This is a genomic window from Nocardia sp. NPDC060255, from assembly GCF_042727395.1.
Classification (GTDB): domain Bacteria; phylum Actinomycetota; class Actinomycetes; order Mycobacteriales; family Mycobacteriaceae; genus Nocardia.
This window is the reverse complement of sequence record NZ_JBHXAU010000004.1, coordinates 32434-53046: the sequence shown is the minus strand read 5'-3', so window position 1 is coordinate 53046 and position 20613 is coordinate 32434. Positions and strand designations below refer to the sequence as shown.

Below are 20613 nucleotides of genomic sequence, written 5' to 3'. Positions count from 1 at the left end.
ACTCCCCCGCCCTGCCGGCCCCTTACCCCCCCACGGGTGTTGAGTCGTGACATTTGGTCTTTTTTTAACACCAACAAACCACATTTTCCCTCGACTCGATTCTTTGAGGGTGTTGCGGCCCTCAGGGCGTCGAGTGTCGGCGGGGAACGGTGGCGGGGTCGGAAAGTGCTGCGCGGCGGGCGAATTCGATGACGCCAAGCAAAGCTGCGTCCGCGCCGAGGAGAGCGCGGGTGACGTCCGGTTCCGCCGTGGGCACCAGTGCGCGGCGGCCGGCGAACTGGTGTCGGATCACCGGATCGAGCCACGGAAACCATTGCGCCAGTGCGCCTCCCAGGATCACTTCGTCGAGATCGAGCAGCGAGGTGATCGAGAGTATCGCGGTGCCCAATGCCCGTCCGGCGATGTCGACTGCCGCGAGCGCTTGCGTGTCGCGGCGTTCGAGGGCCTCGACGAGCAGGTCGGAGGCGGGCCCGAGTCCGTTGCGGCGCAGCACATCACCGTGACCGGCGGCGGTGAGTACCGCCTCTGGCCCCGCGTAGCAGACCAAACAGCCGTGCGCCCCGCATACACAGGGTGGGCCATCGATGGCGACCGGCATGTGGCCCGGCTCACCGGCAATGCCGTGGCTGCCGGTGTGAATATGCCCGTCGAGCACCACCCCGCCACCGATGCCGGTGCCCGCGGCGATGTAGACCACACCACGCGGGCGTCGCGGGTGCGCGTGGTATTCGGCCAGGGTGGCGGCGTTCGCGTCGTTGATCACGTCGATCGGACAGGTCACCTCCGGAAGCCTGGCCGCGATCAGCGCACGCAACCGAACCGGTCGCAGCCAGCCGAAATCCGGTGCGGCGAGCACGGTTTGGGCCTCGTCGTCGCCGACCGGTCCCGCCATCGCGACCGCGACGCGCACCAACTCCGCATCGGGTGGTGCCGCGTCTACCGCTCGCCGCACCGCAGCGGCGATCGCGTCCGCCATCGAGGCGGGCACTCCGGTAGCGCCGTAATGCGGTGTGGCGTCTCGCCATACGATCGTGCCCGCGAGATCGGCGACAGCGACCCGCAGCTGTTCGGAACTGATCTGCACCCCGATGGTCGACGCGCGCCGCGGGATCATTCGGAGCAGCCGCCGCGGCCGCCCCCGCCCGCCGCGATTCAGCACGCCGTCCTCGGAGACCAGTCCGCGAGCCGTGAGGTCGGCGACCATCGTGGTGACCGAAGCATGCGACAGTCCGGTCGCCGCGGCGATCTCGGTGCGCGCGCAGGGGCCGTGTTCGGCCACGTGCCGCAGCACCAGACCCAGGTTGCGTCGCCGCACAGCCACCGAATCGTGTGCCTCCTGTATCGCCATACCATCGAGACTATGCAGGTCAAGAATTTTTTCAACCATTGACTTATTCCGGCCCGCATCGCGAACATACCGGTGATCGCACGAATCGAATCGAGGTCGCGATGCCGAATACGCACATCAAACGCCGAATGGTCCTGCTCGGAGCGGGTGCCCTCGCGGTGGCGGCCGCCTGCTCGTCCGAGCGATCCAGCTCGGACGTCGTCCGAACGACCTACGGTCCGGTCCGTGGCACACGCCGCGACACCGGCATCGCCTTCCTCGGCGTACCGTTCGCCCGCCCACCGGTCGGCGAGCTGCGATTCGCCGCACCGGCACCGCCCACGCCGTGGACCGAAACCCTGGACTGCACCGCGTACGGGCCCACCGCACAGCGCAAGCCGATGGGCGAGGTGACGACCATCCCGGAGCCGAGCATCCCCGGCGACGCCATCCTCAGCGTGAACGTCTTCACCCCCGACCCGTCCGCGCGCGGCCTGCCGGTGCTGGTGTGGATCCACGGTGGCGGGTTCGTCGCGGGCAGTCCGGCCAGCCCCTGGTATGACGGCACGGCGTTCAATCGTGATGGCGTAGTGCTGGTTTCGGTCGGCTACCGGCTCGGCATCGATGGCTTCCTGCACCTGGAAGGCGCTCCGGACAACCGGGCCGTGCTCGATTGGATCGCCGCCTTGCAGTGGGTCCGCGACAACATCGCGTCGTTCGGTGGCGATCCCGCCAAGGTCACCGTCGCCGGTCAGTCCGCGGGCGGCGGCGCGGTCTGGGCACTGATGGCCACACCCTCCGCGCGCGGGCTGTTCCGCGCCGGAATCTGCGTCTCGGGCGCGGTAACTCAGCCGAACGACCGTGCCGCCGGGCTCGCCGTGGCCGACCTGTTCACCCGGCGCACCGGTGTGCCCGCGACCGCCGCCGCACTGCGCGCCCTGCCCGAGAACACCGTGCTCGATATGCAAGACAAGCTCCAAGCCCCCGGGCCGGGCAGCGAGACCGTGCCGATGCTCGGCCTGGCACCGTTCGCCGACGGCACGCTGATCCCCGAAGCGACGCCAGCAATGCTGAAAAACAATGCAGGCGGCGATATTCCGCTGATGCTCGGTTTCACCCGGCACGAGTTCAACATGGCGGCAACGATGCTGGCACAGAACCCGGCCGCGGCGGCCGCCAGCCCGATCGCGCAAGCCGGGAACGGCGTCGACCTGGACGCCTACCGCGCCGCCTATCCCGGCGCGGACGCCACCGAACTCGCCGGACAGGCGATCAGCGACACCATCATTCGCGGCCCCTCCTACCAGGTCGCCGAGGCGCGCGCCCGGCTGAACCAGCCCACCTGGCTCTACGAATTCGTCTGGACCTCAACGGCTCCCCTGTTCAACGGAATGGCCGCGCACTGCCTCGACCTACCGTTCGCCTTCGACCTGCTGCGTGCGCCCGGCGTCACCGAGGCCGAAGGTGCCGCGCCGCCCCAAGCGCTGGCCGACGCCATGCACGCGGCCTGGGTCGGCTTCATCAAAGACACTGCCCCCGGAGCGAATTGGCCCCGCTACACGCTGGACAAGCGGCAGGCGATGATCTGGTCCGACCACAGTCATCTCGAATCGGACCCGTTCGCCCAGCAACGCCAAATCTGGACTTGATGAGACGCGGTTGCTTTCGCGACAACGGGGTACCTCCGGGTCACTATCAGGAGGTTTCACCATGTTGGCGATAGCTGCCGCCGTCTCGTTCGCGCTCGCTCTGCTTTTCGATCTGACCAAAACCACCCTCGGCGACAGCGTCACCGCGGGCACCCTCACCACCCTGGGGCTACTGCTCGTTGCCCTGCACCTGGCTGGTGTCGGCACCGGAAGCCGCTCGTTCAATTTCCGCCGCCGCACCCGCCGGTAAGCCAACGCAATTCCAACGCGGCACAACGCAATCGGTGATCAGTGCAGCGGTTGCCCGGCTTCGTCGTCGGCTCGTTCGACCAGTTCGGTTGCTGCGTGCCGACGACGAGGCGCCGGGAAGAATCGGCTGGTGACGGCTTGGTAACCGGCGTAGTCGGGCCGCGACTTCAGGCTGTAGTACTCCGCGGGAACAGCACCGGTGTAGTAGACCAGCGTGTTGTAGAGCGCTTTGGAGATGCCGAACAAGCCGACCAGCGTGACGACCCACACCACGATCGAGGTGTCGGAACGTCGGTCCAGCAGCGTCGGCAACACCAGCAGGATCAGCGCGTTCCACTGCATCCACTGACCGAAGTAGTTGGGGTGCCGACTGAATCGCCACAGCCCGACATCACAGCTGCGCCGGATCCCCTGCCTTTTACTCAGCGCGCCGAAGCGAGCCTTCTGCCAATCCGCCAGTGATTCCAATCCGTAGAACAGTCCCCACACGACCAGCGCGATGATCTCCACCGGACCGAGGGAACGCGAACTCGCGGCGGCGAGCAGCGCCGGAATCGCGAGGATGCCCATGTTGGCGATGCCCTGCAACATGATCTCGACCAGTATCGACAGTCGTTCGCTGCGCAAACCCGCTCGCGCCCAACGCCTTCGCTGATAGCGATAGCGCGGCATCTCCTCGGTCAGTCCGCCGGTACCGATCAGCCGCACGGCCCAGATGCCCATCCGGCCGCCCATGGCCAGATAGATCACCGCGACGGCCACCGTCAGCGGGGAACTGATGTCACCGAACACGAGCGTCAACGCGCCGAGTGCCGCCAGACCCCACGGCCAGGCCAGATCGACATAGGTCATGAATCCGGTGCGATAGGCGGGCACACACGCCATCGCCACAAAGATCACCAGTTGCGCCACCAGATTGGTCACCGCGAACGCCCGCAGATCCGACTGCCACGCCAAGGCAGTGAATACGCCCGCGGCAGCAAGGTAATGCGCGATTCGCGCTTGGGTCACCGACATCGGCTTCCCCTTCCTTCCATGGATGAGACACCTATAGTTACGTGTCTCTGATGAGTGAGACACTAGATGCTTGGTGTCCCGCTCGCAAGGCGGGTGTATAACTAGTCACTGGGGATAGGCGCAGCCCAGGTAGCCGTCCGCTATCCCTTCGCCAAACTTCTATGAGACACTGCCTACGTGATGTCTCAGCAGCCAGCCCCCTTCGCACCGGACGATCCGCTGCTCACGGTCGCGATCGCGATGTTCGAACGTGACGGCTGGATCGACCTGCGCTTCCTGGCCAAGGCAGCGGGCATCGGCCGGGCCACGCTGTATCGCCGATACGGCGACCGCGACCGCATCCTCGGCGAAGTCGTCTGGGCCTTGGCGGCACCGAACATCGCGACGTTGCGACCGAAATTCCGGGGCCGCGGCGTGGACGGAGTCGTCGAAATGATCGGCAACCTGCTGCACACCAGTGCCGCACATCACGGCATGCGCACCTTCGTCGCCCAGCACACCGACACCGCCCTGCGGGTGATGACCTCCCAGCACGGCGTCATCCAGCAGCGGTTCATCGCCGGCATCGCCGCCACCATCCGCCGGGAGATCGGCGAACCACCCGACATCGACGCCACCACCCTGGCCTACGCGATCACCCGGCTCGGCGAGTCCTTCTACTACCGCGAACTCATCACCGGCGACCCGCCCGATATCGACGCCGCCACGGTGATCATCCGCCGACTCCTCACCTACCCGGTCGCCTAGCGTTTCCTTGACACTTGTTCACTGACCAAGTTTACTGAAAACAGGATTTGGTCACTGAACAAGAATCGTCGAGGAGTTGCCATGCTGCACGCGAAGGTATTGATCTCCGGCGCCGGGATCGCCGGGCCCGCCCTAGCCCACTGGCTGACGCGTTACGGCGCCGACGTGACCGTCGTGGAAACCGCGCCGTCGCTGCGGACCGGCGGCCAGCTGATCGATATCCGTGGAACCGGTCGCGGGGTGCTCGATCGAGCAGGTCTCGCCGAGACCGTTCGCGCCGCCCGGACCGCCGCCGACGGCTTGTCGCTCGTGGACACCTACGGTCGACGCCAGGCGACGATGCGCACGGAGAGTTTCGGCGGCGACGGACCGGTCGGCGAGATCGAGATCCTGCGCGGGGCCTTGTCGCGGATCTTCTACGACGCCTCCTGCGACACCGCCGAATACCTCTTCGGCGATCGCATCACGGCATTGGACGAACGCCAGGACGGCGTGCACGTCACATTCGACACCGGTCCGGCCCGGGTCTTCGATGCGGTCATCGGCGCGGACGGCCTGCACTCGAACCTGCGCGACCTGCTGTTCGGGCCGAAGAGCACGCGACTACGCCATCTGGGCCATTACCTGTCCTTCTGGACCGTCGAAAACACTGCGGGCCTGAACAACTGGACCGAGCTGTATTCCGAACCGGGTCGCACCCTCGCCACCCGCGCGATCCGCGACAACACGGCGGCGATGGCGGTCCTGGCGTTCCGCTCCGCCGAATTCGACTACGACTACCGGGATCTGGATGCACTCGCCGCAGTCGTCCGCTCCCACGCGGCCGGAATGGGCTGGCAGGCAAAGACTCTGATCAGCCAGATCGACCAGGCGCCTGACTTCTATTTCGACTCCTGCAGTCAGGTGATCCTGCCACGCTGGTCGAGCGGGCGGGTCGGGTTGCTCGGCGACGCCGCATTCTGCGCCTCACCGTTGTCGGGCCACGGCACCACCATCGCACTCGTAGGCGCCTACGTGCTCGCCGGGGAACTGGCCCGCGCCGACGGCGACACCGCAGCGGGCATGCGGGCTTACGAGCAGAAACTGCGCCCATGGATCAACCGGGTCCAGCGCTTCGGCCAGGGCAACGGCAGAACCATGACCCCGAAGACCGCGCTCGGCATCGAATTCCGCCGCCGCGCAGTGCAACTGCAGGAACACCTGCCCAACACCGCGCTCCTGATGCGCGACCAGGTTCGGATGTCCAACGGCTTCACGCTCCCCGACTACACCCGTTTCGAAGTCTCCCGCCAACACTGAAACCCCGAAACGTTAGGGGAGCAACAGCACCCGCCCGACTTGTACGATGACCAAGCGTGGGGGTGGCGGACGGCTCCGCTACCCCGCGCTGAGCGCCATCCTTCGAGAAGGGACCGACACCTGATGCGCTGGACCCAGCACGACGTCATCGACGCCGCCTTCGCGACGCTGGAAGATGAAGGCCTCGAAGGACTTTCGCTGCGCGGAGTGGCGCGGCGGCTCGGCGCCCACCTCAATTCGGTGAGCTGGCAGGTCAAGTCGAAGCAGGCGTTGATCGACACCATGGCGGACGCGATCATCGGCTCGGTCGACATCGCCGACGTGCCCACCGATCCGATCGAGCGGGTGCGCGTCGTCGCCACCCGATACCGGGCCGCGATGCTGGCCCACCGCGACGGCGGCCGGCTGGTCGCGGGCACACACACCGCCACCGGCAGTACCTTCGACGTCGCCGAAGTCATGGTCGGCGGCCTGCTGGAAGCCGGCTATGCCGAAGCCGACGCCGCACGGCTGTGCTGGTCCATCGTCTACCTCGCCCTCGGCTCGACCCAGGAACAGCAGACCCCGAACGAGAATCCACGCGCCCAGTTCGCCGAACTACTCGAAACCGGCGCACATCCGGCGCTGGCGAAGGTCGGACTCGGGCTGATGGTCGACGACTCGTTCGACGCCCGTTTCGACTTCGGGATCGCTCGTCTGCTGAACATCGCCTGATCAAGCTATCCCGTTCAGAAACAACCACTTTCGGGCGACCCCGGATTTCAGTCCGTTCGTAGACCAGCGAGGGTGATCGCCAAGTAGCTGTCGGCGCGCGGACCTGGGTCGTCGTCGCCGAGCCGGGCGGCGTAGATGACACCGCACACCAGGCGCCGAAAGTCGTCAGCATCGACACCAGGACGGATCCGCCCCTGTTCGCGAGCGCGCACCGTCCCTCACCGGACAGACCGGCGTGGTCATCGGCCCCGAAGCCCGTCCGGCCACCCCATACCGCCCCGCAACCGACCCGCGCATCGCCGAATCCGTCCGCCTTCTCACCCAACGCCTCGTACCCCTCGCATAGCGGACCATCGGATTGCTCGAGCGGGTTCAATAGCAGGATGAACGCTCGCGACTTGCGCCGTGACGCGCTACACAACCAACAAGAACTGGTCCGCGCCGCGATCAGCGCGTTTCATCGCGAAGGTCTGCGCGTGCCGATGGCGACCATCGCCGCCGATGCCGGCGTCGGAATCGGCACCCTCTACCGGCATTTCCCCACCCGCGAAGATTTACTGAGCCACCTGACCCACCGTTCCTTCGAGCAGGTGCTCGCCAATACCGAAGCGGCGGAACGCGAAGGCACGACTCCGGCCGATCGCCTCGAGCTCTTCATCGACGCCGCCATCCGCCAACGCAACGAACTGGTCCTGCCCCTGCAGGGCGGACCACCGGTCACCGCCCCCGAGACCGCCGCCCTGCGCGAACAGATCCACCAGCACGTGCAACGGATCATCGACCAAGGCGTCGACGATGGGACACTGCGCCCGGACACCACCCACGACGACATCATCGCGTTCGGCGCCTTGGTCGCCCAACCCCGCCCCACCGACCCGGAATGGGACGCCACCTGCCGCCGCCTGGTCACCATCTACCTGCGCGGCATCCGCCGAGACCCGTGAACCCGCCCGTTAGGTAACGATGCGCAGCGGGTGTTCGAGCAGCTCCTTCAGGTGTGCGAGGAACTGGGCGGCGACCGCGCCATCGATGGCGCGATGGTCTGCGGACAGGGTGACGCGCAGGATCTTGCGGGTGACCACGGTGCCGTCGTCGAGACGCAGTTCGTCGGTGGCGGCGCCGACGGCGAGGATCGCGGACTCGGGTGGGTTGATGACGGCGGTGAAGTGCTCGATGCCGAACATGCCGAGGTTGGAGAGGGTGAAGGTGCCGCCGGACATCTCCTCGGCGCGGAGTTTGCGGTCGCGGGCGCGTGTCGCCTTGTCCCGGCTGTCGGCCGCGATCTCGGAGACGCTCTTGCGGTCGGCGTCACGGATCACCGGGACGAGCAGACCGGCCGGGGTCGCGACCGCGATGCCGAGGTGGATTCCGTTGTGACGCAGCAGCTTGTCGCCGGCGAAGCTGACGTTGACCGAGGGATCCTTGCGCAGGGTGGTGGCGACCGCTTTGACGAGCAGGTCGTTCACGCTGACCTTGCCCGTGCCTGCCGCCGCCAGCGTTTCGTTGATCTGCGCCCGGAAGGCGAGCAGGTCGGTTACGTCGATCGCACTGGTCAGGTAGATGTGCGGGGCCTGCTGCTTGCTCTCGGTGAGGCGGGTCGCGGAGACGCGCTGGATGTTCGTGAGCGGGATCTCTTCGTAGTCGCCGGACGCCGAACTGCCTTGGGCAGCCGGGGCACTCACGGTCGAGACGGAGCCAGCGGGGGTCCCGGGCGCCGGGGTCGAGGAGGTCGGGGCCGCAGGCGTCGGATCAACCAGCGCGGCGGACCCGGATCCCGAGGCCGCGGGTGCCGCGCCGCCGTTGCGATGAGCCGCCTCGACGTCCTGCCGCGTGATACGGCCACCCGGACCGGTGCCGACAACCGCAACGAGATCGACACCCAACTCGCGCGCGATCTTGCGCGCAAGCGGCGATAACTTCTTCCGCTCGCCCGGCTGCAGGTCCGAGTCCGCCTGCACCGAATCAGGTTGCACCTCAGGTGCTCCCGACGCCGCGGTTGCGGGTTGCACCACCTCAGCGGCAAGCGAATCGGGACTGACCGTACTAGTTTGCGGCACAGCACTAGCCGCGCTTGCCCCACTACCGTCGCCGACAATCGCGATCGCTTCACCGATCGGAATGCGCGTACCCGGCTGCGCGAGAATCTGCTCGAGCACCCCGTCCTCGTACGCTTCGAGCTCCATCAGCGCCTTGTCGGTCTCGATCTCGGCGACAACCTCGCCGCGGGTGATCTGGTCGCCGACCTGCTTCAGCCAGGCCGAGACGACCCCGTCCTCCATAGTGTCGGAGAGCCGGGGCATAGTGATTTCAGGCATTGTGTCCTCAGTTCCCGGTTCTCAGCGCCGACGGCCCACGGCCGCAAGGGTTTCCACCGCGGCGGTGTAGAGCGAATCGGCGGACGGCAGCGCGAGCCGCTCCAGCGGCTTGGCGTACGGCAGCGGAACCTCCGCCATGGCGACGCGGCGAACCGGCGCGTCGAGGTAGTCGAACGCCCCGTCGGAGATGGAGGCCGCGACCTCCGCACCGATACCGTAGGTGAGCCAATCGTCCTCGCCGATCACCGCACACCCGGTCTTGCGGACGGACGCCACGATGGTGTCGCGATCCAGCGGCCGCAGGCTGCGCAGATCGATCACCTCGGCCGAAATGCCCTCGCCAGCAAGACGTTCGGCCACCTGCGTGGCGACAGTGGCCATGCGCGAGTAACTGATCAACGTGATGTCGGTCCCCTCCCGGGTGACCGCCGCCTTGCCGATCTCGGCGGGCGGAAGATCCTCGGGCACTTCCCCCTTGGTGTTGTAGAGGGAGAGATTCTCCAGGAACACCACCGGATCGTCGTCCTCGATCGCGGCCTTCAGCAACGCCCGCGCATCGGCGGGTGTACTCGGCGCCACCACCTTCAAACCGGGCACGAACGCGTAGTACAACTCGATGTTCTGCGAATGCGTGGCACCGAGCTGCTGGCCGCCACCGCCGGGCATCCGGATGACCATGGGCACGCAGGTCTGCCCGCCGAACATGCCGTAGATCTTGGCGGCGTGATTGACAATCTGGTCCAGCGCCAGCAGCGAGAAGTTGATCGTCATGATCTCCACGACCGGCCGCAGGCCGAGCATGGCGGCACCGATGGCCGCGCCGACGAAACCCTCCTCGGCAATCGGGGTGTCGCGCACCCGCTTCTCGCCGAATTCGGCGAGCAGGCCCGCGGTGATCTTGTAGGAGCCTTCGAAGACGCCGATCTCTTCCCCGATCAGGAAGACGTCGTCGTCGCGCCGCATCTCCTCGCGCAGGGTTTCGCGCAGCGCTTCGCGATAGGTCATGACAGGCACAGTTGTGGTCCTCAGGCGGTGAAGAGCGGGTCGGCGGGCAGGCGGCGGGAATCGCCGGGCACCGGGGTGGCGTAGTTGTAGTCGAACAGGCTCGACGGGTCCGGATGCGGGCTCGAATCAGCGAATTCGACGGCGGCGGCGACACTTTCGGCCACCTCGCGCTCGATGTCGGCGACCGACTCTTCGGTCAGTACCCCGGCGTCCAGCAATCGGTTCTGCCACAGCACAATCGGATCGTGTTCCCGCGCCGTGGACACCGCATCGTTGCTGCGGTACTTGGCCGGGTCCACCACCGAATGCCCTTTGAGCCGATAGCTCACCGCCTCCAGCAGCGCCGGTTTCCCTTCGCGGCGCGCGGCTTCGATGAGCTCGCTCGCCATATCGCGCACCGCGAGCACATCGGTGCCGTCCACTCGCTCACCGCGCATCCGGTAGGCGGCGGCGCGCTTCCACAGATCCGGTTCGGCCGAGGACTTCTCGACCGTGGTGCCCATGCCGGTCTGGTTGTTGATCACCAGGAACACCACCGGCAGCCGCCACAGCGCCGCGATATTGAGCGACTCGTGGAACGCGCCGATGTTCGTGGTGCCCTCCCCCATCTGGCACACCACCACCTCGTCGCCGCCGCGATAGTCGATGGCCAGCGCGGCGCCGACGGCGAGCGGAACCTGGCCGCCCACAATGGCGTAACCGCCGAGCAGCCGGGTCGCGGTGTCGTACATGTGCATCGACCCGCCCCAGCCCTTCGAGGTGCCGGTGGAGCGGCCGTAGAGCTCGGCCATCACCCGGCCCGGTTCGATGCCCTTGGCCAGCGCGTAACCGTGTTCGCGGTAGTTGGTGAACAGGTAGTCGGTGGGGCGCATGGCCGCGCCGAGACCGACGACGGTGGCTTCCTCACCGAGGTTCAGGTGGCAGTAGCCGCCGATCTTGGCCTGCTGGTAGCTCTGCGCGGTGCGCTCCTCGAACCGGCGGACGAACAGCATGTCGTGGAAGAGACCGCGCAGCGTGTCGGGATCCGCTGCGGCGAAGGCTGATTCGGCGACAGGCCGGGCGGGCTTACGGGTGCTCTTGCGCGGTGCGGTGGTCGTTGTCATAGCGGATCCTCAACGCTTCTTGCGCGGCGCGATGTGCACCGGCAGTCCGAGCCCGGCCAGCGCCGTCTCCATGCCGATCTCGCCGAGGGTGGGGTGGGCGTGAATGGTGTCGGCCAGCTCGTCGAGCGTCGCCTCCAGCGAGATCGCCAGCGCGCCTTCGGTGATCAGATCGCTGGCCGACGGGCCGATGATGTGCACGCCGAGCACCTCTCGATGCTGTTGCCCGGCAACGATCTTCATGATGCCCTCGGTCTCGCCGAACGTTTTGGCCCGTCCCAGCGCCGCGAACGGGAACTTGGCGGTGATCACCTCGTGCCCGGCCGCGCGGGCGGCCTCTTCGGTCAGGCCGACACTCGCGATCTCCGGGTGGGTGAAGGTGGCGGCCGGGATCACCGCGTAGTCGATGTGCGCGTCGTGTCCGGCGATCACGTCGGCCGCGGTGATGCCCTGGTGCGAGGCGACGTGCGCGAGCAGCGCCCGCCCGGTCACGTCACCGATGGCGTACACGTGCTCGACCCCGGTCCGCAGCTGGTCGTCGACCTCGATGAAACCGCGAGTGTCCGTGCCGATTCCGGCGACGTCGAGGCCGAGGTCGGCGGTGTTGGGCCGTCGGCCGACGCCGACCAGCACCACGTCGGCGTCGAGCTCCCGCTCCTTGGGACCACCCACCGATACCCGCAGCCCGTCACCCTGCGCGATGGCGGTGACGGTGGCCCCGGTCATTACCTCGATGCCGCGCTTGCGGAAGGACCGCCCCAGCGCCGCGCCGATCTCTTTGTCCTCCAACGGAACCAGGCTGTCCTGCATCTCCACGACGGTGACCTGGCTGCCGAACGTGGCGAACAGGCTGGCCCATTCCGCCCCGACCGCGCTGCCGCCGATGACCACCAGCCGCTTCGGCACCTCGGTCAGCCCGAACGCGCCATCCGAGGTGACCACACCGGGCAGATCCGCGCCCGGAATCGGCAGCCGCGCGGGCACCGAACCGGTCGCGACGATCACGTCCCGCGCGCTCACCTGGCGCACCGCGGCACCCGGCGCGGCGGCATAGCGTGGGCCGCCCTCGAAGATCGGCGACGCGCCGGTCTCGTGCACCTCGACCGTGGTCGGCCCGGTGAACCGGGCGTGCCCCTCGAGCACCGTCACCCCGTTGGCCTTCAACAGGCCCGCCACACCGTCGGTGAGCTCCTTGACGATGCCGTCCTTACGCTGCCGCACCGCGGCGAAGTCGTAGCGCACATTGTCTGCGTAGACACCGAATTCGGCTGCGGCGGTGAGGGTGTGGAAGACCTCCGCGGAACGCAGCATCGCCTTCGTCGGGATGCAGCCCCAGTTCAGGCACACCCCGCCCGGACGTTCCTTCTCCACCAAGCCGACCTGGAGACCGCGCTGCGCGGCCCGGATGGCGGCCACATAGCCGCCCGGTCCGCCGCCGATCACCAGTAGATCGAATTCCGGCACTCGTGGTGCTCCTCATCTCGACGATTGCGACCCGTCCCGGTTGTGACGTGGGTCGTTCTGATGAGTCTTGCTGGCCGGAATTGCACAAACAATCTGTCGAAAGCCCAGACATGGGGCCGGGAAAATGGGCGCAGCGCCCAATGGGAACTGGGCCGGATCCGCTCAGTCCGATGCGGGCACACCGAGTTCCAGCGCGGCCAGCGCCAAAGAAAGTTCCAGGTAGGAGCGTTGCCCCTCCAGCGAACGGCCGAGCAGCGTCGAGATCCGCTGCAGCCGATTGATCACCGTGTTGCGATGGCAGTGCAGCCGCGGCGCGGCGTTGGCGGCCGAACAGTTCTCGGCCAGCCACGCGGCCAGCGTCTGCAGCAGCACGTCGCGTTCCTTGGCGGGTAATGCCAGCACCGGCCCGAGCGTGCGGGCCACCATCAACTCGGTCAGATCGGGCGAACGCAGCAGCAGCGCCTCCGGGTAGCGCTCCTCCAGTAGCACCAAACCCTTTGCCGCCGTGGGCAACGTCTCCAGCGCGAGCATGGCGAGAGCATGCGCGGTATCGATCTGCGCCAGGCCGGGTACCGATGGCGACGCCGCCGCCTGCCCCAGCACCCGGGACCGGATCTGTTGCAGCACAGCGGAACTGTCCCGCTGCTCCAGCGAGACCAGCCCGACCGTGGAATCCACCCGGTCGTGCCAGACCGAGCGAATCCCCAAGGCCGCCAACGCTGTTTCGGTACCGAGCTGCATCACCGGACGGGTACCGCGCACCGCCACCACTAAGTAGGCGCCATGCGCGGGCAGATTCAGCTCGCGTGCCGCCCGTGCCGCGAAGGTCGCGTCGTGCGCGCGGCCGGCCAGCAGATCCTCGATCAGCCCGTGCCTGCGCCGCTCGTCCCGGCGCACCTGTTCCAATTCGGTGTTGCGATAGGAGGTGACCAGTGCCGAGGACATGCCGTCGATGACCGACCAGGTGGCCACGCCGATCTCCCGGAACTCGCCCGGCGCGAGATCGTCGGCCCGGTCGAGCAGCGCCTCCCAGACGATCTGACCGCCGAGCCGGAAGGTCCGCAGCATCACCTCCAGCGGCACACCCTGTGCCGCGCGGTTGCGGCCGATAGCCGCCGCGACATCATCGCGATCCGGCACGCTCACGTCCCCGGCCAGCAGATCCAGTACCCGGGTCAGATAGCTGCGGCACCCGTTGCGCAGTTCCTCCCGGCTGACCGGCGAGTAGTCGGTCCACTCCGGGATATCGGTGAAGATCGCCGAGATGAGCCGCCGGGTCAGCAGCGGAATCTCCGCCCGGCACACGGCGGCCAACCGCCGAATACCGGCAGTCGGACCGGTGTGCTCGGGTGCCGCCATAGCGGAAACGCTACCTAACCGCCTATCGCGGCTCGGACAGGACGAGTCCGGTCCAGGCGGCGGCGCGATGCGCCGAGACATTCATGACCTGCCCGGTGGCGAGAGCAATGAGGTACACGGTGCCTTCGGGGACCCCGCCGTTGTAGGTGCCGAACCAGGCGACCGGCCCGGATTGCGGCTTGTCACAGGTCTTGATGTTGTCGAACGCACCGGCGGGGAAGTGCACGTCGGCGAGATTGCCGGCGGTCAGCTGCGCCAGGGTGCCGCCCGCGGCCTCGGCGGTGGCGGCCGCCTCGTCCTGCGACACGCATTCGGTGACGACGTAGAAGTGGCCGTTCGTGCTGGGGATGGTGGACATGTCGCTCCGATCCTTGGGCTATCGCGAGGGCGGTTCGAAGCCGTCGATGCCGAGTTTCTGGCCGATGGCCGCGATGGCGTCGACGACGGACAGGCCGCCGCACTGCGGCCAGCCCTCGCCTCGGACGCCGCGCAGCTGGATCCACTCCGACCGAATGCGGGCCTCGGTGTCGCGCGGCAACGGCACCTGAGTCGGACCCGGCGGGACCGAGAAGCCGGGGAGGCCGAGCTTGTGGCCTACCGAGGCGACGCCGTCGACGAGGGTGTGACCGCCCAATTGCGGCCAGCCGTTGCCGCCGACGCCCATGAAGTCGATCCAGATATCGGCGACCGGATCCGGCGCGACGTCGCTGACACCGCAGGCGTCAGCGAAGTCATGGGGCGAGTACCCGTCGGCCGAGTTCATGTCGCAGTTGCCGAACGGTGGTGCGCCCTCGGGCAATCCGCCGCCGTAGCCGCGACCGTCGGTGTATTGGTGGGCGATCTGACCGGGCAGGTGCGGGTTGCTGCCGTAACCCGCCGCGATCACCCGCAGCCCGTCCGGGCGGACCGGCCACATGCTGTTGAAATCGGAGCGATTGGCGTAGCCGATCACCCGCTGGGTCGAGCCGAGCCAGTCGACCAGCCGCCAGTAGGCGCGGTTGATCCCGTCGGACTGGTCGCCGCCCGGATTGCCGCCGGATTCCACGTCGATCATGGAGATCATCTTCGGGTGCGGGCCGCCGGCCTGGCCGATCATGGACCGGTGCGTGTCGACGGTGTCGAGCCAGTTCGGCCGCCAGTAGAGGTAGACGATGAAGCAGGCGATCCGCCCGGCGTCGGCGGCCGCGGCGGCCCACGCGTAGTTCTCGTAGAAGTTGTGGTCCTGGTAGGTGCCGTCGTTCGAACGGAGCGAGAAGATCTGGTACGGGTAGGAATCGTCCACCGGCACCTGGTATTCGGATACGTCCGCGAATAGTGAGTCGACCATTGCTGCCTCCGCTGAAGCTCTACCGGCGCCTTGGCTGGTGCCGGATACCGCATGGCGCACACCGATTTTCAGGCTTCCGCCACCGTGCTGGACGAATAATGCGCTACCTGTGCTGTCGTCGCAATGTGCGTCAGGTCCGCTATCACGTTCTATTGATGGTTCAAGTACTGAGCGGCACTTCGTATTCGATCATTGGCGCCCCGCCGCACCTGGGAGGGTGACGGGATCGGTGCAGCTGCTGGGTGGGTCGACGTAGGAGCACGCGAGTGGGGGTCGAGTGGGGAGGTAATCCGCGGGGACTCCGCCCGCTTCGACGATGGCGCGGTAGGCGTCGACGGCGGCGGTGGGCGTGCGCACGAGGTCGGGATCGGTGCGGACATCGACCGTATAGAGGCCGAAACGCGGTGTGTACGAACCCCACTCATAGTTGTCGGTGAGACTCCAGTATCCGTAGCCGATCACGTTCATGCCGTCCATGCGGGCACGTTGCAGCCAGTAGACGAGATCGCGGAGATAGTCGGCGCGGTCGTAGCCGTCGGGGCGCAGTTGGCCGTTCTCGGTGGCCATACCGTTCTCTACGACATAGAGGGGCTTGTCGGGGTACAACCGGGCGTAGTGGCGCAGCGCGTAGTAGACGCCCTCGGCCTGCAACGGAAGTTCCCACAGCTGTCGCGGACCCGGGTCGGGCTCGTTGGGATCGTCTGCGCCGAAGTAATAGTCGACGCCGAGGTAGTCGAGTTTGGCCGAGATCCGGTCGACCATCGGCTGATTGACCTCGGTCTCGTAACCGGACACGTACCCGATATTGCTGGTGACCATCGCGTCCGGCTGCACCTGATGGATGTAGTCGTAGCTCGTGTTGTGCACGGCCGCGATCCGTTCCTCGATGGTCGTGGCATCGACTCCGGTGAACCGCTCCTCGTACACAATGTAGGCGACCGGCTCATTCACGGTGACCCACAACGGATTCCGCGCCGCGTACCGATCGACCACCCTGCGCATATTGGCCAGCCAGTCGTCGACCATCCCCGGGTCGTTCCACCCACCCTGATCGGCTTTCCACCCCGGATAAACCCAGTGATCCAGGGTGATCATCGGCCGCATCCCCGCCGCGACGATCGCGTCGATCACCGCATCATAGAAACAGAAGCCCTGCTCGTCCCACTCCCCTGGTGTCGGCTGCACCCTGGCCCATTCGACACTGATCCGGAACACCTTCAGCCCCAACGCCCCCGCCAGCGGAATATCGGCGGTATATCGGTCGTAGAAATCGACGGAATTCTCATATGGCTCGAAGTTCTGCCGCTCGATATACCGCAGCCAGCTACTGTCCGGCGCATGCCCTTCGGACTGAAACCCCGACGTAGCCACACCCCAGAGGAAGTCAGGGCCCAGCGGATCCACCGTAGCGGGCGGCGCGGCGGCGGGCGTGCTGGAAACCCCGGGTGATACACCCTCACTCGTCACCTCTTCTGGATACCACTGGGCACGTGACCGAAACCAGAGGTTCGCCCATATCGCGGGATGCGTGAGTCGAAACATCGGAGATGGACGCGGAAGAGATCTGCCAGGTCCATGTCGGCACTCGCTCCCGAACCATCGTGGGTGTCGGGAGCCGATCTCCTCGGCTGGCTACGCGGAACTTGTTCGGCGCGCCCGGTTTTCGTGGGCCAGACGACGTAGTAGCGGGAGGACCGGACCGAAGAGGGCGCTGAAGACCGCCACTCGTTCGGCTACGGTCACGCTGTCGCCAGGGCTGTTCAGGTGGGTGTCGTCCAGTTCGGCGACCGATTCGGCGAGGCGGGCGTAGGGGAGTAGTTCGTCGACGGCGAATTCCATGTCGAGGCGGCGTAGTACTCGCATTCGTTCATCGAGGGCTTGGCGATGCGGGGACAGCTCCGAGATGTCCCAATCCATGCGTTGGATCACCTCGGCTGCCCATACGCTGCCGTCGTCATCGGCCGGCCGGGGATCTGTCCGAGGAAGGTCGGTCGGTAGCGCGTAGTCCACTACGCCGCGTACTTGCGCGGGATTGCGCGGTTCCTCCAGTGCCGCAAGGACATCGCGAACCGCGGCGACGGATAGCCCACCGAAGCGAATGAGTGCCCGGATCAATTTGAGCCTGCGCAGATGGTCCTCGTCGTATTCCGCGGTGGTCGCGCCCAGTGCGCGTCCCGGTGGCAGCAGGCCTTCCCGCCGGTAGAACTTGATGCTCGCGATCGGGACATCCGACCGTTCACTGAGCTCCGACAGCTTCACCCGCGCCCTCGCCTTCATCGACTGCGTGCCGAATCACAGGGGGTTTGAATGGACACGCGTTGGATACTGACACTATCCTACGTTGGATAGCCGCAGTATCCAACATGAGCAGGAGTCAAGCAATGGCAGCAGAACCCACAGGGGGCGCTAGTCGCGTCACCGCAGGTCAGGTCCTGCGCTCCCGCAAGATGTGGATACCGGCGGGCGTTATCCTCGCCCTGTTTTCCTTCCTCATGTCGCTCGCTTATATGGGCGCGATCGTCAATCCGCGCGAGGCGATGCACGACATGCCGATCGGACTGGTCGACATGGACAAGGGCGCACCGGCCGCGAATCTGGGGCAGCAGATCACGACGGGCATCACCGCCGCATCTACCGATGGCAAGGTGGCGTGGAAGCAGCTCAGCGAGGAGCAAGCCCACGACCAGATGGCCACCGGAAAGCTGTACGCGGCGCTGGTAATCCCCGAGAACTTCACGGCTTCGGTGCTGGCACTTGGTGATCCAGCCGCCCAGGGCGGACAGCGTCCGACCCTGACCGTGCTGACCAACCCGGCCGCGGGCAGCCTCGCTTCCTCGATGTCGGCCAGCATTGCGCAACAGGCCGCGCACAGCGCTTCCGCGCAACTGGGCAGCCAACTGACGAAACAAGCTGCCCAGCAGCAAGTCTCGACGAACACAGCCCAGCAACTGCTCCTTGCCGACCCCATCTCGATCAAGACCGATACCGGATTCGCCCTGGGCGCGAACAGCGGAATGGGCATGACCGCCTTCTTCTACGTGCTGCTGCTCATCATGTGCGGCTTCATCGGCGCGAATGTCGTGCACGGACTGGTCGAATCCGGATTAGGTTTCGCACCAAGCGATTTCGGCCCCTGGCACAGCCATCGCCCCAAGGCCCCCATCGACCGCCGCCACACCTTGTTCACCGCTTGGGGATTGATTGCGGGACTCGCGATTCCGATGGCCTCCCTAGTGATGCTCGCGTGCGTAACGGTCCTCGGCATGGACGCGGGCCACCTGCCGCTCCTGTGGATCTTCTCCTACTGCGCCATCGTCGCCGTCGGCCTGAGCTGCCTCTCGATCCTGGCCACCTTCGGCACCCCGGGCATGTTCGTGTCGACCTTCGTCTTCATCGCCCTGGCCGTCCCCTCCTCCGGCGGCACCATCCCCCTGGAAACAGTGCCCACGTTCTACCACCGCATCAGCGCGTTCGAGCCCATGCGTCAACTCGTCGACGGCATCCGCTCGATCCTCTACTTCGACGCCCGCGGCGACGCCGGCCTCGACCGCGCCTGGATCATGGTCGGCATCGGCTTCGTCCTCGCCATCGCCCTCGGCTACACAGCGACCACCGTCTACGACCGCAAGGGCCTGCACCGTCATCCCACCAGTGCGCCTGCCCCGCTGGCGGATCCGTCGGATGATCCGGTCGGCGCGCCAGGCGAACTCGGCGGGGTGCCATCGGCCAGGTAGTGATCCGTTCCGAGCAGCGGCGATCAGGAACCGGCGCAGACCGCGGTATCGAAGGTCTTCAGTACCGCGTCTTCGCTGGGGCCGCTCTCGGGTACCTCGTTGACGATGACGGTCACCGCACGCCCGTCGGCGGTCACACCGTTGCGCGTATGAAATCCGGAGATGCTGCCGCCGTGCCCCCAGACCTCTTTGCCGCACGACACCGGGTAATGGATCAGTCCGAGTCCGTAACCGGCGCCCGGCATTCGATCGAAAGGCATCGTGTTGCGCTTCATCTCATCCAATTGTGCTGCGGGTAGCAGCTTTCCGGTAAGCAGCGCGATGAAGAACCGGTTCAGGTCGGCGCCGGTGGCGATCATCGCACCGGACGCGCCCGCCCAGGATGGGTTGAACGCGGTGTACTCGATGCGGTGGTGATCTACCGTCAGATACCCCGACGGATGTGGGTCACGGAGGGCGGTGTCCCCTGGCTCCGGGTAGTAGGTTGCGGTCAGTCCGAGTGGGGTGACGATCCGGCGGGCAATCTCGTCGGCGACCGAGTGCCCGGTGACCCGCTCGATGATCATGCCGATGAGTAGATAGTTGGTGTTGGAGTATTCGGCTTTCGTGCCCGGCGCGAAACGCGACGGCAGGGCCAAGACCGGCCGGACCACGTCGGCTACGTCGAACTGGTGCCATCGCATCGCCGCCAAGTCGTCCTGCGGAGTCCGCGACAGCAGTTGCTCGGTGTCGGGCAATCCGCTGCTGTGCTGCAGCAGATTCCGCACTGTGATCCGGGTGCCGTCGTTGCCACCGCCCTGCACGACGCCGGGTAGGTAGCGCTCAACGGGTGCGTCCAGTACGACAGTGCCCTCCGCGAGCAGCTGCAGCAGCACCGTGGCGGCGAAGGTCTTGGTGTTGCTGCCGATCCGGATATAACCGTTGTCCGGAAAGCGCGCACCGGTGGCGAGGTCACCGACTCCCGAGGACGCGGTCCAGTCCTGACCTCGCTCTGTCAGCACGATCTGCGCACCGGGCAGTCCCGTCCGCACCACCGCGTCCAGCGACTGCGCGATCGCAGCCCGCCCTGATTCCGTGACCAGACGCTGCTGCCCCGGTCTCGAATCAGCGCCGCAGGAGCTGACCGCACACACCAGCACCACCGTCGCACCGAGCAGCACTGCCCGATTCTTCGCACGCCGAAATAGGCTCTTACTCAAGGGGTTTCCTTTCAGTGATGACGCATGACCGGCTACCGGCCCCGGCGCGTCCGCACGCGGTGCCGGTAACCGGTCAGCCACTCCGCTCAAATGGATAGTAGAGCTATC

Annotated in this window: 20 protein-coding genes; 7 read left to right on the top strand and 13 right to left on the bottom strand. The window is 66.6% G+C overall.

The features are described from left to right. Positions 1 to 121: 121 nt before the first annotated feature. The gene (locus tag ACFWF1_RS10570) at positions 122 to 1348 is read right to left on the bottom strand and encodes an ROK family protein (RefSeq protein ID WP_379281526.1); all 1227 of its coding nucleotides are present in this window, start codon (positions 1346 to 1348) and stop codon (positions 122 to 124) included. 101 nt (positions 1349 to 1449) lie between these two features. On the opposite strand from ACFWF1_RS10570, the gene ACFWF1_RS10565 reads away from it, so the two are divergent. Next, positions 1450 to 2976, top strand: coding sequence for a carboxylesterase/lipase family protein (locus tag ACFWF1_RS10565; RefSeq protein ID WP_379281525.1), 1527 nt, complete (start codon positions 1450 to 1452; stop codon positions 2974 to 2976). A gap of 61 nt (positions 2977 to 3037) precedes the next feature. Then, positions 3038 to 3226, top strand: coding sequence for a hypothetical protein (locus tag ACFWF1_RS10560; RefSeq protein WP_379281524.1), 189 nt, complete (start codon positions 3038 to 3040; stop codon positions 3224 to 3226). A gap of 38 nt (positions 3227 to 3264) precedes the next feature. Here the strand turns inward: ACFWF1_RS10560 and ACFWF1_RS10555 are convergent, their stop codons facing one another. Beyond that, the gene (locus tag ACFWF1_RS10555) at positions 3265 to 4242 is read right to left on the bottom strand and encodes a DUF1295 domain-containing protein (RefSeq protein WP_379281523.1); all 978 of its coding nucleotides are present in this window, start codon (positions 4240 to 4242) and stop codon (positions 3265 to 3267) included. Between the two features lie 180 nt (positions 4243 to 4422). Between ACFWF1_RS10555 and ACFWF1_RS10550 the strand changes: the two genes are divergently transcribed. From ACFWF1_RS10550 to ACFWF1_RS10540, 3 genes are all read left to right on the top strand, one after another. Then, the gene (locus ACFWF1_RS10550; protein ID WP_379281787.1) at positions 4423 to 4989 is read left to right on the top strand and encodes a QsdR family transcriptional regulator; all 567 of its coding nucleotides are present in this window, start codon (positions 4423 to 4425) and stop codon (positions 4987 to 4989) included. Positions 4990 to 5070: 81 nt separating this feature from the next. Next, positions 5071 to 6288, top strand: coding sequence for an FAD-dependent monooxygenase (locus ACFWF1_RS10545; RefSeq protein ID WP_379281522.1), 1218 nt, complete (start codon positions 5071 to 5073; stop codon positions 6286 to 6288). A 123-nt stretch (positions 6289 to 6411) separates the two neighbouring features. Further along, positions 6412 to 7002 (top strand): TetR/AcrR family transcriptional regulator C-terminal domain-containing protein, encoded by a 591-nt coding sequence (locus ACFWF1_RS10540; RefSeq protein ID WP_379281521.1) that lies wholly within the window; start codon positions 6412 to 6414, stop codon positions 7000 to 7002. A 47-nt stretch (positions 7003 to 7049) separates the two neighbouring features. Here the strand turns inward: ACFWF1_RS10540 and ACFWF1_RS10535 are convergent, their stop codons facing one another. Further along, complete coding sequence (locus ACFWF1_RS10535) at positions 7050 to 7214, bottom strand: hypothetical protein (RefSeq protein ID WP_379281520.1); 165 nt, start codon at positions 7212 to 7214, stop codon at positions 7050 to 7052. Between the two features lie 171 nt (positions 7215 to 7385). Between ACFWF1_RS10535 and ACFWF1_RS10530 the strand changes: the two genes are divergently transcribed. Then, positions 7386 to 7946: a TetR/AcrR family transcriptional regulator gene (locus ACFWF1_RS10530; RefSeq protein WP_379281519.1), complete on the top strand. Its 561-nt coding sequence runs from the start codon at positions 7386 to 7388 to the stop codon at positions 7944 to 7946. 9 nt (positions 7947 to 7955) lie between these two features. Here the strand turns inward: ACFWF1_RS10530 and ACFWF1_RS10525 are convergent, their stop codons facing one another. The 9 genes from ACFWF1_RS10525 to ACFWF1_RS10485 form a co-directional block, all read right to left on the bottom strand. Then, a complete protein-coding gene (locus ACFWF1_RS10525) occupies positions 7956 to 9317 on the bottom strand; it encodes a dihydrolipoamide acetyltransferase family protein (protein WP_379281518.1) in 1362 nt (453 codons plus the stop codon). Between the two features lie 21 nt (positions 9318 to 9338). Next, entirely contained in the window at positions 9339 to 10322 is a 984-nt protein-coding gene (locus ACFWF1_RS10520; RefSeq protein WP_379281517.1) for an alpha-ketoacid dehydrogenase subunit beta, read from the bottom strand. A gap of 20 nt (positions 10323 to 10342) precedes the next feature. Next, a complete protein-coding gene (gene pdhA, locus ACFWF1_RS10515) occupies positions 10343 to 11425 on the bottom strand; it encodes a pyruvate dehydrogenase (acetyl-transferring) E1 component subunit alpha (protein WP_379281516.1) in 1083 nt (360 codons plus the stop codon). A gap of 9 nt (positions 11426 to 11434) precedes the next feature. Next, positions 11435 to 12886 (bottom strand): dihydrolipoyl dehydrogenase, encoded by a 1452-nt coding sequence (gene lpdA / locus ACFWF1_RS10510; RefSeq protein WP_379281515.1) that lies wholly within the window; start codon positions 12884 to 12886, stop codon positions 11435 to 11437. Between the two features lie 162 nt (positions 12887 to 13048). Continuing rightward, the gene (locus ACFWF1_RS10505; protein WP_379281514.1) at positions 13049 to 14245 is read right to left on the bottom strand and encodes a PucR family transcriptional regulator; all 1197 of its coding nucleotides are present in this window, start codon (positions 14243 to 14245) and stop codon (positions 13049 to 13051) included. 22 nt (positions 14246 to 14267) lie between these two features. Further along, positions 14268 to 14603: a hypothetical protein gene (locus ACFWF1_RS10500; protein WP_379281513.1), complete on the bottom strand. Its 336-nt coding sequence runs from the start codon at positions 14601 to 14603 to the stop codon at positions 14268 to 14270. 18 nt (positions 14604 to 14621) lie between these two features. Next, complete coding sequence (locus tag ACFWF1_RS10495) at positions 14622 to 15572, bottom strand: hypothetical protein (RefSeq protein WP_379281512.1); 951 nt, start codon at positions 15570 to 15572, stop codon at positions 14622 to 14624. 189 nt (positions 15573 to 15761) lie between these two features. Next, positions 15762 to 17039 (bottom strand): family 1 glycosylhydrolase, encoded by a 1278-nt coding sequence (locus ACFWF1_RS10490; protein ID WP_379281511.1) that lies wholly within the window; start codon positions 17037 to 17039, stop codon positions 15762 to 15764. 165 nt (positions 17040 to 17204) lie between these two features. Next, positions 17205 to 17831 (bottom strand): MerR family transcriptional regulator, encoded by a 627-nt coding sequence (locus ACFWF1_RS10485; protein WP_379281510.1) that lies wholly within the window; start codon positions 17829 to 17831, stop codon positions 17205 to 17207. Between the two features lie 122 nt (positions 17832 to 17953). Here ACFWF1_RS10485 and ACFWF1_RS10480 point away from each other — a divergent pair, with 122 nt between their 5' ends. After that, entirely contained in the window at positions 17954 to 19306 is a 1353-nt protein-coding gene (locus ACFWF1_RS10480; protein ID WP_379281509.1) for a YhgE/Pip domain-containing protein, read from the top strand. Positions 19307 to 19329: 23 nt separating this feature from the next. Here ACFWF1_RS10480 and ACFWF1_RS10475 read toward each other — a convergent pair whose 3' ends face one another. Further along, positions 19330 to 20505 (bottom strand): serine hydrolase domain-containing protein, encoded by a 1176-nt coding sequence (locus ACFWF1_RS10475; protein WP_379281508.1) that lies wholly within the window; start codon positions 20503 to 20505, stop codon positions 19330 to 19332. Positions 20506 to 20613 lie beyond the last annotated feature (108 nt).